Origin of the sequence: Pseudomonas sp. KCJK9000 (assembly GCF_046230725.1) — a bacterium.
Lineage (GTDB): Bacteria > Pseudomonadota > Gammaproteobacteria > Pseudomonadales > Pseudomonadaceae > Aquipseudomonas > Aquipseudomonas promysalinigenes.
Genome location: NZ_JBJJLN010000001.1, coordinates 243,998 through 257,851 on the forward strand (window position 1 = coordinate 243,998; position 13,854 = coordinate 257,851).

Genomic DNA, 13,854 nt, shown 5'->3' on the forward strand with positions numbered 1-13,854 from the left:
TGAACTCAGACCAGGGGAGAGGCACGGGGATTGAGTGCAGGCCAGAGCTGGCGGGGCGTGGGCCGGTAGTCGCGCAGTGTCGGCGCAAGCCTGCTCAGCGAACTGGGCGGGTTGTGCAGTTGTGGCGAATAACCCGGCAGGGCCAACAGCGGGGCGGCGCCTGAGCAGCACCAGCAGTGCTGCATGTTGGAGTGCTGATCGCCTTGGCTACCGAGGTCGATCTTGGCCAGGGCCTGGACATCGACCTTGGCCTTGCCGGCCATGCTGGAACAGAAAGCCCCCCACAGCAGTTGCTCTGCCGGGCCCTTTGGCGCAGCAGAAGACAACGGCATGGCCAGCAGGTTGAACAGCACTGCAAGGCAGGCGATCCAGGCAATGTGCCGACGTGGGGGCATGGAGAGATCCGGTCAGGAATCGTGGCGGCTATTGTACGGCGCAGTATAGGTAAAAAAGCCGGGGTGCGGTGAAGTGACGCAGCCGGGGGCTGCAAAGCCGGCCCCGCCTGGCTCAGGCCTTGGTGCGGCCCATCAAGCCCCGCACCGTCTCTTGCAAATCCGCTGGCAATACCACCAGCTTCGCATTGTTGCTGCTGGCCAGGTTCTCCATGGCCCCAACATAGCGCTCGCCAAGCAGGTACATGGCCGGTACGGTTTCGTTGCCTACCGCTTCCTTGACCAGCGAGATCGCACGGGCCGAGGCTTCTGCCAGGTTGATCTGCGCTTCGGCATCCAGTTTGGCCGACTGCAGCCGCGCCTCGGCCTCAAGGATCGCCGCCTGTTTGGCACCCTCAGCCCGGGTCACGTCGGCCTTACGCTCACGCTCGGCGGCGGCCTGGCGCTCCATGGCCAACTGCATGTTCTGGGACGGTTTGATGTCTTGAATTTCCACCGAACGCACGGTTACACCCCAGTCTTCGGTCTGCTCGGACATCGCTTCACGCAACCGGGCCTTGATCTGCTCACGGCTGGAGAGCGCTTCGTCCAGGTCCATCGCACCGACGATCGCGCGCAGCGAAGTCATGGTCAGGCTGGTGACGGCGAACGAGAAGTCCTGCACGCCATAGGAGGCTTTCTGCGGGTCGACCACCTTGGCGAAACACAGGGCGTTGGCGACGATGACTGCATTGTCACGGGTGATGATTTCCTGCTCCTGCACATCGAGGATGATGTCCTTGGTCGGCAGACGATAGGCGACGACGTCCATGTACGGGATGACGATGTTCAGCCCAGGCTTGAGGGTGTTGTGGTAGCGGCCAAGGCGTTCGACGATCCATTCCTCGCCCTGGGGGACGATCCGCACCCCTTTGAACACGGTGATCAGGACGAACACGGCGAGGGCGCCGACGACGATGAGACTGGTCATGATGAAAACTTCCTGTTGTTTGCCAATTCAGGCCCGGATCACCCGGGCAATGTTGCCTTCGATGGCGACGAGCCGTACACGCTCGCCGGCTGCGATGTCGCTGTCGGCGACGCAGGTCCATTCCTCGTTGCCCAGCAGTGGCTTCTGGAAACGCACGCGGCCTTTCTGGAAAGGGGAGACACTGCCGGTCAGCAGCCCGACTTCACCGATCACGCTGTCGGCAGTCCAGCGCACGTCCGGTTGCTTGCGCTTGAACAGTTTGAACCAGAGGTACGTGGTGACCGAGGAGAGCAGCACCCACAGCAACCCTTGCATGTCCAGCTGCAAGCCTGGAGCGGCCAGGGCGATGAGCGATACCAGCACCGCGCCGATGCCGAACCAGAGGATGAAGAACGTGGGCAGGACCAGTTCGAGCAGGATCAGGCCGATGCCGAAGACCAGCCAGATCCACCATTGCATTTCCATATGAGGGGCGCCTTCCATAGAGGAGGACAGAGTCTAAAACGCTCAGTGGGCGAATGGCCACCCGAAGGTTCTTGATTGTATTGTTGTCGATTAGGGCGTGATCAGTAGGAAATTTCGCTGCGTTAGGCCTGGCCTGTAGGACTTACCAGCCAGTCTTAAATACGCAAACCAGGAACGCGTTGAAATTCACGCACGTTGTTGGTTACGAGCACCATCCCCCGAGCGCGGGCATGCCCCGCTATCACTTGGTCGAATGGACCCATCGGTTTACCAGCCCGCGCCAGTCCTGCACGTAATTGCCCGCTGTGCTCCGCGGCTTGGCTGTCGTAATCGAGCACTTCCAGGCGGGCTGCGAAGCCTTCCACTATCGAAAGGTTGTGCTCTGGTTGGGTTGACTTCTCTGCGCCGTATACCAGTTCCATTAACGTAACGGTACTGATGGCCATTTGACCGTGATGGCGGTTGAAGGCCTCGCGAACCCACTGTGGCTTGTGCTTGATCGTGAAGATGCAGATGTTCGTGTCGAGCATGTACCTGAGCATTAAAACCCTTCGCGTTCCTGTTCGGCAGGTTGATCGCGGCTGGCCATGAAGTCCGTACTTGCGTCACTGCCGTCGAACCAGCTGTCCCATGACTCTCCAGCAGGCGTAATGATGCAGGTACGTCCCACGGCAACGATGTCTACGCGGGTCACTTCATCAGGAAGGGCGACGGACTTCGGCAAACGGATGGCCTGGCTGCGGTTACTTTTGAAGACTGCACCTTGCTCCATGATGGGCCTCCTTGGAAGCAGCGAACTGTGACTGAAGTTAAAACGCAGAGCGTATATGTCAAAGGGATATACGCTCTCATGGCATTTCAAGCATCTCTTTGATCTTGGCCTGCAGCAGGCTCGCATGGGTGAACTCAAGGTCTACCTTTGCTAACGAGGGGCGTTTCAGGATCAGCACTGGCACTCCATGCTCCCTGGCCACCTCAAGCTTCGGCTCGGTCGCCACGCTGCCGCTGTTCTTGCTCACCAGCACATCGATGCGCCGCCTTTGGAACAGTGCCCGCTCGTCTTCGATCTGAAACGGCCCGCGCGCGCCGATCACTTCGCAGCGCTCATTGCCAGGGCAGGCTTCCAGCGCCCGCAGCGTCCAGAACTGCTCCGGTGGAATCTCCTCAAGATGCTGCAGCGGCTCGCGCCCGAGGGTGAACAGTGGCCGCCGAAACGGCTTGAGCGCCTCGATCAGCCCGGCCCAGTCATCCACCTCGCGCCAGTCGTCCCCTGGCTGTGCCTGCCAGGCCGGGCGGCGCAAGGCCCAGCACGGGATGCCAACGGCTTGCGCGGCGCTGGCCGCGTTATGGCTGATCTGTGCGGCATAAGGGTGCGTGGCATCGATCAACAAGGTGATACCCGCTTCACGCAGGTAAGTGGCCAGGCCTTGTGCGCCACCATAGCCACCAACCCTTACCTGGCACGTAAGGTCCTGGGGCACACGCCCGACACCGGCCAGGCTATAGATGTGCTCGGGGCCGAGCTGGCGGGCGATGGCCAACGCTTCTGTGACGCCGCCGAGCAGTAGGATGCGCTGGCTCATTGCACACCAGCCTTGCCGACCACGCCGCCCTGGCGATCGATGGCGAACACTTCCACTTGCACCTGTGCCGGCACCACGCTACGAGCGAAGGCCAGCGCGTGATCGCACACCGCATCGCCCAGGGCAATGCCGGCGGTGTGTGCCAGGGCCAAGGCTTGCTGGCTGGTGTTGGCCGCAATGATGGCTGCCTGCAGCTCTGCGTCGGCGCCGATGTCTGCAGCCCAGCCGGCCAGCTGCGGCAGATCGATGCTCGAATGACGGCTGTGCAGGTCCATGTGGCCTGCCGCCAGCTTGCTGATCTTGCCAAAGCCTCCACACAGGGTGAGGCGTGGCACGGGTACTTTGCGTACGTGCTTGAGCACGGCGCCGACGAAGTCGCCCATCTCGATCAAGGCGATTTCGGGCAGTTGGTAGATTCGGCGCATGGTGTCTTCACTGGCATTGCCGGTGCAGGCAGCGATATGGGTGTAGCCGTTGGTATGGGCGACATCGATGCCTTGGTGAATGGAGGCGATGTAGGCCGAGCAGGAGAACGGCCGGACGATGCCGCTGGTACCCAGAATCGACAGGCCGCCAAGAATGCCCAGGCGCGGGTTCATGGTCTTGAGCGCCAGTGCCTCGCCCCCTTGTACGTTGACGGTAACCTCGAAACCGCCCTGATAGCCGCACTCCTCGGCCAACTGCTGCAAGTGCTCGCTGATCATCCGCCGCGGCACAGGGTTGATGGCAGGCTCACCCACCGCTAGCACCAGGCCTGGGCGGGTGACGGTCCCGACGCCTTCTCCGGCCATGAAGCGTATGCCAGGTTGCGTCTGCAAACGGATCTGGCTGTAGAGCAGGGCGCCGTGGGTGACGTCAGGGTCATCGCCGGCATCCTTTAGCGTGCCCGCTTCGGCGCGCTCTCCTAGCAGCCGGCAGAACTCCAAGCGCATCTGTACCACCTTGCCCTTGGGCAACGTGATGCTGACTGCATCGTGGCTTTGCCCGGTCAGCAGCAGCCTGGCCGCCGCCAGACTGGTGGCCGTGGCGCAGCTGCCGGTGGTCAGGCCGCTGCGCAACGGGGCGGGCTGTTCGCGGGTTTCTTCACGCATCGAGGGGCTTCACCACGTCGAGCAAGGTGATCGGCAAAGCCTGGCGCCAGGTGTCGAAGTTGCCCAACGGTTGCGCCTGGGCGATGTGGATACGGGTCAGCTCACCGCCGTGCCGTTCACGAAAATGCGCCAAGGCCAGTTCGCTTTGCAGGGTGACCGCATTGGCGACCAGCCGCCCGCCAGGGCGCAGGCGTTCCCAGCACAACGCCAGTACGCCGTCGCGGGTGACGCCGCCGCCAATGAAGATGGCATCCGGGCGTTCCAGCTCGGCAAGGGCTTCGGGGGCCTTACCACGGACCAATTGCAGCCCAGGCACTCCCAACGCATCACGGTTGTATTCAATGAAGCCCTGGCGGCCCTCATCGGCTTCGATGGCCAGGGCCCTGCAGGCTGGGTGGGCACGCATCCATTCGATGCCGATCGAACCGCAGCCGGCGCCGACGTCCCACAGCAGCTCGCCCGGCTGTGGCCCCAGGCGTGCCAAGGTGATGGCGCGTACGTCACGCTTAGTCAGTTGGCCATCGTGGCGAAAGGCACTGTCCGCCAGCCCGGCCACACGGGGCAGGCGCATGGCAGCGGGGCTGGCCAGGCATTCGATGGCTACTAGGTTGAGCGCGGCCACTTCGCTGTCCGGCCAGTCATCGGCGGTGCCGTGCAGGTGGCGCTCGGCCTCGCCACCCAAGTGCTCCAGCACGTGCAGGCGGCTAGGCCCGAAACCGCGCTCACGCAACTGCGCGGCGATGGCCGCTGGGCTGCTGCCATCATTGCTCAATACCAACAGACGCTGGCCGCTGTGCAGGTGGGCATTGAGCGCTGCCAGGGGGCGTGCCACCACCGACACCACCTGAACGTCCTGCAATGGCCAGCCCAGGCGCGCTGCGGCCAGCGCACAGGAAGAGGGCATGGACAGCACCTGCATCTGCGCAGCCGGCACCTGCCGCGCCAGGCTGGCGCCAACGCCGAAGAACATCGGGTCGCCGCTGGCCAGCACGCAAACTGGCTTACCGCGTAGGGCCAGCACTGGGGCCAGAGAGAAGGGTGTGGGCCAGTCCTGCCGTTGTGCTCTGATGCAGCGCGGCAGGAGGGCCAGCTGGCGTGGGCTGCCTATGATCCGCGAGGCGCCCAGCAGGGCGCGCCGGGCTTGTTTGCCCAGGCCGCTGAAGCCGTCTTCGCCGATACCTACTACTGTCAGCCAGGGGGTCATGTGTCTCATTCCGCCATTTTTTGGGGCCGCTGCGTGCCTCGCTGTGGGTGAACCCGCCTCTGCAGGTGCAAACGTGTTAACCCGCGAATAAGGCGGTGCGGTCCTGATTTTCTGCTCGATCGCAGTTGAAGCTCGACCACCGGCTTTTCATGCCGCCGGACAAAGCAGGCATAATACCGCGCCTTCTACACTCAAGCGCATTTTCAGCGATTGCCGGACGCCCCATTGACGCCAGCCAACACCCCTCCAGCATCACTACGTCCCTCGGCCTGCCCGGGGTTGTGGCGCATCGTCAGCGCCCGTGACGGCGGCATCTGCCGAATCAAGCTGCCTGGCGGCCTGTTGTTGGCCGATCAGGCCGACGCGGTTGCCCTGGCAGCCGAGCGCTTCGCGGGCGGGGTGATCGAGGCGACCAACCGTGCCAACCTGCAGATCCGCGGCATAGGCAGCGACCATGCCGGGCTGATCGAAAGTCTGCTGGCGGCGGGCCTCGGGCCACGGGAGGCGGCCGGCGATGATGTGCGCAACCTGATGCTCAGCCCCTTGGCAGGGCTTGATCCGGCGATGGCGATGGATGTGCGCCCGTTGGCCGGGCAGATCCTTGATCTGCTACAGGGTACGCCGCGCTTGCACCAGTTGTCGGCCAAGTTCGCCCTACAACTGGACGGTGGTGAAGGTGTGGCGATGCTGGAGCACCCCCATGATCTGTGGCTGTCGTCAATGCACCTGGAGCAGCGCGGCTGGTTGGCATTTGGCCTGGCCAGTTGCCCGGCTGATGGCCACGTAGTGGGTGCGGTGCCGGTGGAACAGGGGCTGGCGCTGGTGCGCGCCGTGCTTGAGCGCTTCCTTGAATTGGCCAGCCCCGAGCAATCGCGTATGCGCCAGTTACTGCAAACCTGCCCGGTGGATGCCTTCATCGATGGCCTGGCGCTGCCGGTGCGCCGCGACGCCCCGGTGCTTGAGTGGCAGCGTGAGAACGTCTCAAGCCCATGGTTGGGGGCCGTGCGGCAACAGCATGGTATGGCCTTGGGCGCGGCACCGCCGTTGGGCCGGCTATCGGTTGCCATGCTGCGAGGTGCTGGCGCTGTGGCTCGCCGATGGGGGGACGGCAGCCTGCGCCTGACCCCTTGGCAAAGCCTCATGCTCACCAACATCGACCCTGCCGTGCTTGACCAAGCCATTGATGAGCTGGCGGCGCTGGGCCTGCTGTGCAGCCCCACCCAGCCACTGGCGCGTATGGTCGCCTGCACCGGCAGCCGTGGCTGTGCCAAGGGCCAGGCTGACACCAAAGCCGATGCCGCGCAGTTGGCCGCCCTGATCGGCAGTGGCGCGCCGGGCAGTGTGCACCTGTCCGGCTGCCCGCGCTCTTGCGCATTGGCCCACGTTGCACCGGCCACGTTGCTGGCCCGCTCACCGGGCCGTTATGACCTGTATCTGCGTGACGCGCACCTGCCGGGCCTGGGTGCCCTGCGCGCCACCGACCTTACCTTGAATGAAGCAGGCGCCATGCTCGCCCTGCCGACGGAGCACCTTGATGATTGACTACATCCGCGATGGTCAGGAGATCTATCGCAACTCCTTCCGGATCATCCGCGAGGAAGCACGGCTCGAGCGGATTCCCGCAGACCTGGAAAAGCTCGCCGTGCGCGTGATCCATGCCTGCGGCATGGTCGATGCCATCGATGGTCTGCAGTTCTCTGAGGGCGCCGGTCGTGCCGGGCGTGAAGCGCTGGCCAATGGCGCACCGATCCTCTGCGATGCGCACATGGTGGCCGAGGGCATCACCCGCGCACGCCTGCCCGCCAACAACCCAGTGATTTGCACCCTGCGCGACCCCAGCGTGCCAGCGCTGGCCAAAGACGCTGGCAACACGCGTTCGGCGGTGGCCCTGGAGCTGTGGCGCCCGTACCTGGAAGGAAGTGTCGTGGTGATCGGCAATGCGCCGACGGCGCTGTTCTACCTGCTCGAGATGATCGATGCTGGCGCTCCCAAGCCTGCCCTGATCCTCGGCTTTCCAGTCGGTTTCGTCGGCGCTGCCGAGTCCAAGGCGATGCTGGCCGCCGACAGCCGTGGCGTGCCGTTCGTGATCATGCAGGGCCGCCTGGGGGGCAGCGCCATGGCCGCTGCAGCAGTCAACGCCCTGGCCACGGAGGTGGAATGATGGCGCCGCGCGGACGTTTGCTAGGCCTGGGCGTTGGCCCTGGAGACCCTGAGTTGATCACCGTCAAAGCGCTGCGCCTATTGCGCGAAGCGCCGGTGGTGGCGTACTTCGTGGCCAAGGGCAAGCGCGGTAATGCCTTCGGCATCATCGAGGCGCACTTGCAGCCCGAGCAGACTTTACTGGCGCTGGTGTACCCGGTGACCACCGAGTTGCTGCCGGCGCCGCTGTCCTATGAACAGGTGATCAGCGACTTCTACGACGAGGCGGCGGTGCAGGTGGCCGAACACCTGGATGCAGGCCGTGATGTGGCGGTTATCTGCGAGGGCGACCCGTTCTTCTACGGCTCCTACATGTACCTGCACGACCGCCTTGCCCAGCAGCATGCTGCCGAAGTGGTGCCAGGTGTCTGCTCGATGCTCGGTGGCGCCTCGGTATTGGGTGCACCGCTGGTGTATCGCAACCAGAGCCTGTCGGTGCTGTCCGGTGTGTTGCCTGCCGAAGAGCTCAAGCGCCGCCTGGCTGATGCCGATGCCGCGGTGATCATGAAGCTGGGCCGCAACTTCCCCAAAGTACGCCAGGTGCTCGGCGAACTGGGCCTGGACCGGCGCGCGCTGTATGTGGAACGGGCGACCATGGCCAACCAGAAGATCGTGCCGTTGGATGAGGTCGACCCGCAGTCGTCGCCGTATTTCTCGCTGATTATCGTGCCGGGGGAAAAATGGCAGGGCTGAACAGGCAGCAGGCACCGGCCATCGTCATTCTTGGGCCGGGCAGTCTGGCCACGGCGCAGCGTATCCAACTGCGTTATCCACAAGCGACGATTCATGGCCTGCGTGGCAGGGTCGAGGGTGCCGATCAGTACTACGACAGCTTCGGCGACAGCTTGCGAGCGTTGTACCAACAGGCGGTACCAATCATTGCGCTATGCGCCGCTGGCATTGTCATCCGCAGCCTGGCCAGCCTGCTGGATGAGAAAGGCGCAGAACCGCCGGTGCTGGCGGTGGCCGAGAACGGCAGCGCGGTAGTGCCGTTGCTGGGCGGCCTGAGCGGGGTCAACGTGATGGCGCGCGAGTTGGGTGAGGCGCTGGGTGTGACAGCGGCGATCACCACCAGTGGCGAACTGCGCTTTGGCACCTGCCTGCTCAACCCACCTGAGGGCTATACCTTGGCGGATATCGAGCAAGGCAAGCGCTTCGTTTCCGACCTGCTGGCCGGTGAAGGCGTGCGCATCGAAGGCGACGCGCCCTGGCTTGCGCATGTTCAGCTGCCGGCCAGTGACGCAGCCCGGCGCACCATCCATGTAGGCTGCGAGGCCCGCCAGGCCAGCCGCGACGAGTTGCTGATCCACCCGCGGGCTGTGGTGGTGGCGGTGGCAGCTGCCAGGGCTGGGCTGGCCGAGCACGTGCGTGGCGCCCTCGGTGCGGCCGGGATTGCCGAGCGTTCACTGGCGTGTCTGCTGGTGGCCGAGCAAGCCATGGCCGAACCTGCTTTGCACCAGGCCGCTACTGAACTCGGCGTCGAGCTGCGCTTCGCGCCCCTGCAGGGCACGTTGGCCAGCATGGTGGCCGATGTATTGCCCGATGCGCAGCTGATCGAACAGCCTGACATGGTCATCGCCAGGGCGCCGCAGCCGGTCGACCCCGCGCGCCTGGGCCGCAAGCGTGGTCGCCTGGCGGTGATCGGCCTGGGCCCTGGCGCTGCCGAGCTGATGGTGCCAGCGGTCAAGGCCGAACTGTCCCGAGCCCAGGACATCCTTGGCTACGAGACTTACGTGCGCATGGCCGGGCCGTTTCGTGACGATCAAGTGCAGCACTGCACCGACAATCGCGAAGAAATGCAGCGTGCACGGCATGCCTTCGAACTGGCAGCCCAGGGCCGTTCGGTAGTGGTGGTATCTTCCGGCGACCCGGGGGTGTTCGCGATGGCTGCAGCAGTGCTCGAGGCGCTGCATGCTTCCAGCGACCCTGCCTGGCAGCGCGTCGACCTGCAAATCCTGCCGGGGGTTTCGGCTTCGCTTGCCACCGCGGCGCAAGCGGGCGCACCGCTGGGCCACGACTTCTGCGTAATGTCCCTGTCGGACAACCTCAAGCCTTGGTCGATCATCGAAAAGCGCCTGGACCTGGCGGCACAGGCCGACCTGGTGCTGGCCTTCTACAACCCCATCTCCAAGTCCCGGCCACATCAGCTGGGCAAGGCCCTGGAGGTGGTGCGCTGGCACCGCAGCGGGCAGACACCGGTGGTGCTGGGGCGTGACATCGGCCGGCCAGGGCAGACGCTCAGGGTGGTGACCCTGGCCGAGCTGACTCCAGAGATGGTCGACATGCGTACCATGGTGCTGATCGGTTCATCCACCACCTGTACCTTCGACCGCGCAGACGGCAGCCAATGGGTCTACACCCCGCGTTGGTATCCAGAGGCGCCGTGAAGCCGAGGGCTAGCCGACCAGGTAGCCCTTGATCCCGGTGAAGATGATCTGCGCTGCCAGGGCGCAGACGAACAAGCCCATCAAACGGCTGACGATCTGCAGGCCCTGGTCACCGAGCAGCCTTTCGATGCCGTGGGAGAGGTACAGCACCAGGCCGACCGTAAAGCTGGCCATCGCGATACTGACGATGGCCAGCAGCTTGTCGTCCCAGTGGGGTTGGCCGACGCCCATGACCAGCAGCGCACCAATGGTGCCCGGGCCTACGGTAAGAGGGATGGTCAGCGGCACGATGGTCACGTCCTGCTGCACGTTGTCGGCCTGCACGGCCGGTTTGCCCTGGGCCATGCTCAGCGCCGAGATGAACAGCACGCTGCCGGCACCGATGCGAAAGGCATCGGCAGTGATGCCGAAAATACCGAAGATCGCTCGCCCGAACAGATAGAGTAATACGCTGGCCACCAGTGCGGCGAACGCCACCTTCCAGGCCAGTTGCTTGCGCTCCTTGCTGGAATGACCACGGGTGAGGCTGATGAAGCACGACAAGACGAAGAACGGGCTATAGAGCACCAGCATCTTCAGGTAGACACTGAACAACGCGTGGAGCATGGGAGGGTCCTTGCGGGTGAGGGCCGCTCCGTCACACAGCGACCAGTCGGATTAGGAAGTAGGCGCCGCGTCAGCTTTGGCTTCGCGCTGGTGGGCCCAATACTGGATCAACTCGCGCAATTGCGACAGCTCTACAGGCTTGGCCATGTGCCCGTCCATGCCGGCCAGCCGTGCGCGCTCCTTGTGCTCTGCCAGTATATGCGCGGTGAGCGCCACCACGGGGGTACGCGGGCGTTGCTGGGTGGATTCCCAGGCACGCAATTGTTGGGTCGCGGAAAACCCATCCAACACGGGCATTTCGCAGTCCATCAGTACCAGGTCGTAACGCTGTGCCTTCATCGCCTGCAACGCCTCTTCGCCGTTGCTGGCGGTATCGGGCTCCAGGTTGAGCTTGCTAAGCATGCCGCGGATGACCTTGGTCGAGATACTGTTGTCTTCGGCCACCAGTATCCGAAAATCGCTCGGCAGCTCCAGCGCGACGGGCGTGCCCGGCGGCGGCGGGGCTGCCTGTTCACGGCCACGCTGGGCTAATTCTTCGGCCAGGGTGGTCTTGAGGGTGTAGCCGGCCACTGGCTTGGCGAGTATCCGTTTGACCCCGGCATTGCGCGCGATGACCTTGCTGGGCGCATTGCTGATGCCCGTGAGCATCACCACCAGGATGTCGTGGTTCAGGCTCGGGTCTTCCTTGATCTTGGCCGCCAGCTGCATACCTGTCATGCCGGGCATGTTCTGGTCCAGCAGTACGGCATCGAAATAGTCGCGCAGGTGCGCTTTGGTACGCAGCAAGGCCAATGCCTCCTTGCCCGATGCCACCGCGCTGACATTCATCCCCCAGGCGCTGCACTGTTGCACCAGGACTTTGCGACAGGTGTCATTGTCGTCCACCACCAGTACCCGGGCGTCGCGCAACGGGCCGTCGAGGTCCGCCGGAGGTTGCTCAAGGCGTGATGGGTCGAGCGGCAGGGTCAACCATAGGGTATTACCCGTGGTGGTGCTGCTCTTGATACCGAATTCGCCCTGCATCAGGCCGATCAGTTGCTTGGCGATGACCAGCCCCAGGTGGCCGCCTAGCTTGTTGCTGGATAAGAAGTGATGGCTGTGCAACTCGGCCTGCAAAAGCGCTTCACGCTCGGCGGGAGGCAGCGGCTCGCCGCTGTCCTGCACGGCAATGCGCAAGCGCGGGATTTCGCCGCGCTGGTCCAGGGCGACCACCAGCAGGATCTCCCCCTCGATGGTGTTCTTCAGCGCATTTTCCAACAGGCTCGAAAGCGCCTGACGCAGACGCGTGGGGTCGCCACTGATCACCCGAGGCACCTGGGGCTGAGTGAAGCTGATGAGCTCGATGTTCTGCTGTTCGGCCTTGGCGCGGAAGATGTTGAGGCAATCTTCGATCAGGGCATTGAGATCGAACTGCACGTCATCCAGCTCGATCTGGCGGGATTCGAGTTTGGAGATGTCGAGGATTTCGTTTATCAGTGTCAGCAGCTCGTTGCCGGCGCTGTGGATGGTCTGCACATAGTCGCGCTGCTTGACCGACAACGGTGTGCCGAGCAGCAGTTCGGTCATGCCCAGCACGCCGTTCATGGGGGTGCGTATTTCATGGCTGATCTTCGCCAGAAACTCGGCCTTGGCGTTGATTTCCGCATCGCTGGCTGCCAGCGCACGGCTGGCGCTGAAGCGTTCTTCGTTCATCCGCCGTAGGCGTTCACTGACCGCCAGGTTGAGCAGCAGGCCACTGGCCACGGTCAAGCCCAGGAGGATGCACAGCAACCAGGGTGTGGTGGTGCGGGTCAAGCCGAGCAAGGCCGGCAGCAGCACCAAACCACCCACGTTGAACACCAGCATGGCGATGCAGAATAGCCGAGCCGGTGCATAGCCCTTGTACCATTGGTAGCTGCTGACCAGCAGCATGGTGACGCTGCCCAAGGCCAGCAGGGCGTAGGTCATCAGGTTCAGCGGCAGGGTGTCGACGAACAGCAGGATCAGCCCGCTGACCGCCGCCGCCAGCATTTCGCCGTGCAGCAGGCGGTTGAGCCGTGGCGAGTTGCATGGGCTGAAGAAATGCTGGGTGAAGTACAGCCCCGACAGCCCCGCCAGCACCAGGGTCAGGTAGGCAGCTGGGGTTTGAGCGCTGTGCCACAGGTGCCACCAGGGGCCGCTGAGGTTGAGCAGGATCAGGCCGCTGAGCATCATCAAGCCATGGTACAAGGCCAGGTACAGGGTGGTGCTGGAGCGGGTGTACAGGAAGCGGATCAGGTTGTGCAGGATCAGCATCACCAGGCCGCCGAAAAGCATGCCGAACAGCAGCGGCTGGGCCTGGTTGGATGCCGCGATACCGGCCGGCACCAGGCTGATGGCCGGGCGCAGTTGGTGTTCGGAAACCAGGCGCAGGTAGATGTCCAGTACGTGCTGGCTGTTGGGCAAGGGTAATACGTGATCGCTGCCGCGCAGGGTAGGGCTGGCATTGCCGGCTTGACGCCCATGGTGCATCTGGCGCAGCAGTTGGTCGCCGTCAAGGGCGTAAAGGTCCAGGCGGGACAGGTCGGGGGCGAAGATGCGCAGCAGTTGCTCCTGCTCGCCAGGTTCCAGGCGATAGTGCAACCACAAGGCCTGGCCGGCCGGTGCGGCATCGAGCTCGTCGAGGGTGGTTGGGCTGAATTGGGTGCGGTAGCGATCAGAGCGCACATCGCTCAATTGCAGGCTGGCCTGTTCATCGAGCAATGCAGTCCATCCTGCGCCCTGTTCGGCCGCAGCCGGGAGCACGCAGAGCAAGGTCAGCAAGCTGACGATAAGAGCTGTGGCAATCCGAAGCCGACGCACTACGAGATCCCTTCCTAGCCGATGTGCCAGATGCTAACTATGCGCGGCGCGCCAAGCCGAAGGCAAGGCCCGCGAGGGCCCTGCCGACGAGCCGGATGCCGCAGGCGCACAGTGCTAGAGCGTGCTGCGGCAAGCCG

General features: G+C 64.0%; 14 protein-coding genes. 4 read left to right on the plus strand and 10 right to left on the minus strand.

Features of this window, described 5'->3' with window-relative positions; all coding sequences use genetic code 11:
• Positions 1–5 precede the first annotated feature (5 nt).
• The 8 genes from ACK59H_RS01085 to ACK59H_RS01120 all read right to left on the minus strand — a co-directional run bounded on the left by ACK59H_RS01085 (position 6) and on the right by ACK59H_RS01120 (position 5,705).
• Positions 6–395 (minus strand): DUF2946 domain-containing protein, encoded by a 390-nt coding sequence (locus ACK59H_RS01085; protein WP_060477908.1) that lies wholly within the window; start codon positions 393–395, stop codon positions 6–8.
• Between the two features lie 112 nt (positions 396–507).
• Positions 508–1,362 carry an SPFH domain-containing protein gene (locus ACK59H_RS01090; protein ID WP_060477907.1) on the minus strand — a complete coding sequence of 285 codons (855 nt, stop codon included), beginning with the start codon at positions 1,360–1,362 and terminating at the stop codon, positions 508–510.
• A gap of 27 nt (positions 1,363–1,389) precedes the next feature.
• Entirely contained in the window at positions 1,390–1,827 is a 438-nt protein-coding gene (locus ACK59H_RS01095) for an NfeD family protein (protein WP_060477906.1), read from the minus strand.
• 155 nt (positions 1,828–1,982) lie between these two features.
• Positions 1,983–2,369, minus strand: coding sequence for a tRNA(fMet)-specific endonuclease VapC (gene vapC / locus ACK59H_RS01100; protein WP_060477905.1), 387 nt, complete (start codon positions 2,367–2,369; stop codon positions 1,983–1,985).
• The gene (gene vapB, locus ACK59H_RS01105) at positions 2,369–2,599 is read right to left on the minus strand and encodes a type II toxin-antitoxin system VapB family antitoxin (RefSeq protein ID WP_060477904.1); all 231 of its coding nucleotides are present in this window, start codon (positions 2,597–2,599) and stop codon (positions 2,369–2,371) included. Before vapB ends, vapC begins: the two co-directional genes overlap by 1 nt.
• A 76-nt stretch (positions 2,600–2,675) precedes the next feature.
• Entirely contained in the window at positions 2,676–3,410 is a 735-nt protein-coding gene (locus ACK59H_RS01110) for a cobalt-precorrin-6A reductase (protein WP_060477903.1), read from the minus strand.
• A complete protein-coding gene (locus tag ACK59H_RS01115; protein ID WP_060477902.1) occupies positions 3,407–4,501 on the minus strand; it encodes a cobalt-precorrin-5B (C(1))-methyltransferase in 1,095 nt (364 codons plus the stop codon). Before ACK59H_RS01115 ends, ACK59H_RS01110 begins: the two co-directional genes overlap by 4 nt.
• Positions 4,494–5,705 (minus strand): bifunctional cobalt-precorrin-7 (C(5))-methyltransferase/cobalt-precorrin-6B (C(15))-methyltransferase, encoded by a 1,212-nt coding sequence (locus ACK59H_RS01120; protein ID WP_060477901.1) that lies wholly within the window; start codon positions 5,703–5,705, stop codon positions 4,494–4,496. The genes ACK59H_RS01115 and ACK59H_RS01120 overlap by 8 nt, the downstream gene beginning before the upstream one ends.
• A 210-nt stretch (positions 5,706–5,915) precedes the next feature.
• Here ACK59H_RS01120 and cobG point away from each other — a divergent pair, with 210 nt between their 5' ends.
• Genes cobG through cobJ form a run of 4 tightly spaced genes read left to right on the plus strand, consistent with a single transcriptional unit; the run spans position 5,916 to position 10,291 of the window.
• Positions 5,916–7,247, plus strand: coding sequence for a precorrin-3B synthase (gene cobG / locus ACK59H_RS01125; RefSeq protein WP_060477900.1), 1,332 nt, complete (start codon positions 5,916–5,918; stop codon positions 7,245–7,247).
• Positions 7,240–7,866: a precorrin-8X methylmutase gene (locus ACK59H_RS01130; RefSeq protein ID WP_060477899.1), complete on the plus strand. Its 627-nt coding sequence runs from the start codon at positions 7,240–7,242 to the stop codon at positions 7,864–7,866. The genes cobG and ACK59H_RS01130 overlap by 8 nt, the downstream gene beginning before the upstream one ends.
• Positions 7,863–8,597 (plus strand): precorrin-2 C(20)-methyltransferase, encoded by a 735-nt coding sequence (locus ACK59H_RS01135; protein ID WP_060477898.1) that lies wholly within the window; start codon positions 7,863–7,865, stop codon positions 8,595–8,597. Before ACK59H_RS01130 ends, ACK59H_RS01135 begins: the two co-directional genes overlap by 4 nt.
• Complete coding sequence (gene cobJ / locus ACK59H_RS01140; protein WP_060477897.1) at positions 8,585–10,291, plus strand: precorrin-3B C(17)-methyltransferase; 1,707 nt, start codon at positions 8,585–8,587, stop codon at positions 10,289–10,291. Before ACK59H_RS01135 ends, cobJ begins: the two co-directional genes overlap by 13 nt.
• A gap of 9 nt (positions 10,292–10,300) precedes the next feature.
• Here cobJ and ACK59H_RS01145 read toward each other — a convergent pair whose 3' ends face one another.
• Entirely contained in the window at positions 10,301–10,897 is a 597-nt protein-coding gene (locus ACK59H_RS01145; protein WP_060477896.1) for a MarC family protein, read from the minus strand.
• A 51-nt stretch (positions 10,898–10,948) separates the two neighbouring features.
• Positions 10,949–13,717 carry a hybrid sensor histidine kinase/response regulator gene (locus ACK59H_RS01150; protein WP_060477895.1) on the minus strand — a complete coding sequence of 923 codons (2,769 nt, stop codon included), beginning with the start codon at positions 13,715–13,717 and terminating at the stop codon, positions 10,949–10,951.
• Positions 13,718–13,854 lie beyond the last annotated feature (137 nt).

What these genes read in the sequence shown, in the direction of transcription:
- ACK59H_RS01135 (WP_060477898.1), top strand. Translation starts at nt 7,863, where the DNA reads ATGATGGCGCCGCGCGGACGTTTGCTAGGCCTGGGCGTTGGCCCTGGA.
- ACK59H_RS01130 (WP_060477899.1), top strand. Translation starts at nt 7,240, where the DNA reads ATGATTGACTACATCCGCGATGGTCAGGAGATCTATCGCAACTCCTTC.
- ACK59H_RS01095 (WP_060477906.1), bottom strand. Translation starts at nt 1,827, where the DNA reads ATGGAAATGCAATGGTGGATCTGGCTGGTCTTCGGCATCGGCCTGATC.
- vapC (WP_060477905.1), bottom strand. Translation starts at nt 2,369, where the DNA reads ATGCTCAGGTACATGCTCGACACGAACATCTGCATCTTCACGATCAAG.
- ACK59H_RS01145 (WP_060477896.1), bottom strand. Translation starts at nt 10,897, where the DNA reads ATGCTCCACGCGTTGTTCAGTGTCTACCTGAAGATGCTGGTGCTCTAT.
- ACK59H_RS01090 (WP_060477907.1), bottom strand. Translation starts at nt 1,362, where the DNA reads ATGACCAGTCTCATCGTCGTCGGCGCCCTCGCCGTGTTCGTCCTGATC.
- ACK59H_RS01085 (WP_060477908.1), bottom strand. Translation starts at nt 395, where the DNA reads ATGCCCCCACGTCGGCACATTGCCTGGATCGCCTGCCTTGCAGTGCTG.
- vapB (WP_060477904.1), bottom strand. Translation starts at nt 2,599, where the DNA reads ATGGAGCAAGGTGCAGTCTTCAAAAGTAACCGCAGCCAGGCCATCCGT.
- ACK59H_RS01110 (WP_060477903.1), bottom strand. Translation starts at nt 3,410, where the DNA reads ATGAGCCAGCGCATCCTACTGCTCGGCGGCGTCACAGAAGCGTTGGCC.
- cobJ (WP_060477897.1), top strand. Translation starts at nt 8,585, where the DNA reads ATGGCAGGGCTGAACAGGCAGCAGGCACCGGCCATCGTCATTCTTGGG.
- ACK59H_RS01120 (WP_060477901.1), bottom strand. Translation starts at nt 5,705, where the DNA reads ATGACCCCCTGGCTGACAGTAGTAGGTATCGGCGAAGACGGCTTCAGC.
- ACK59H_RS01115 (WP_060477902.1), bottom strand. Translation starts at nt 4,501, where the DNA reads ATGCGTGAAGAAACCCGCGAACAGCCCGCCCCGTTGCGCAGCGGCCTG.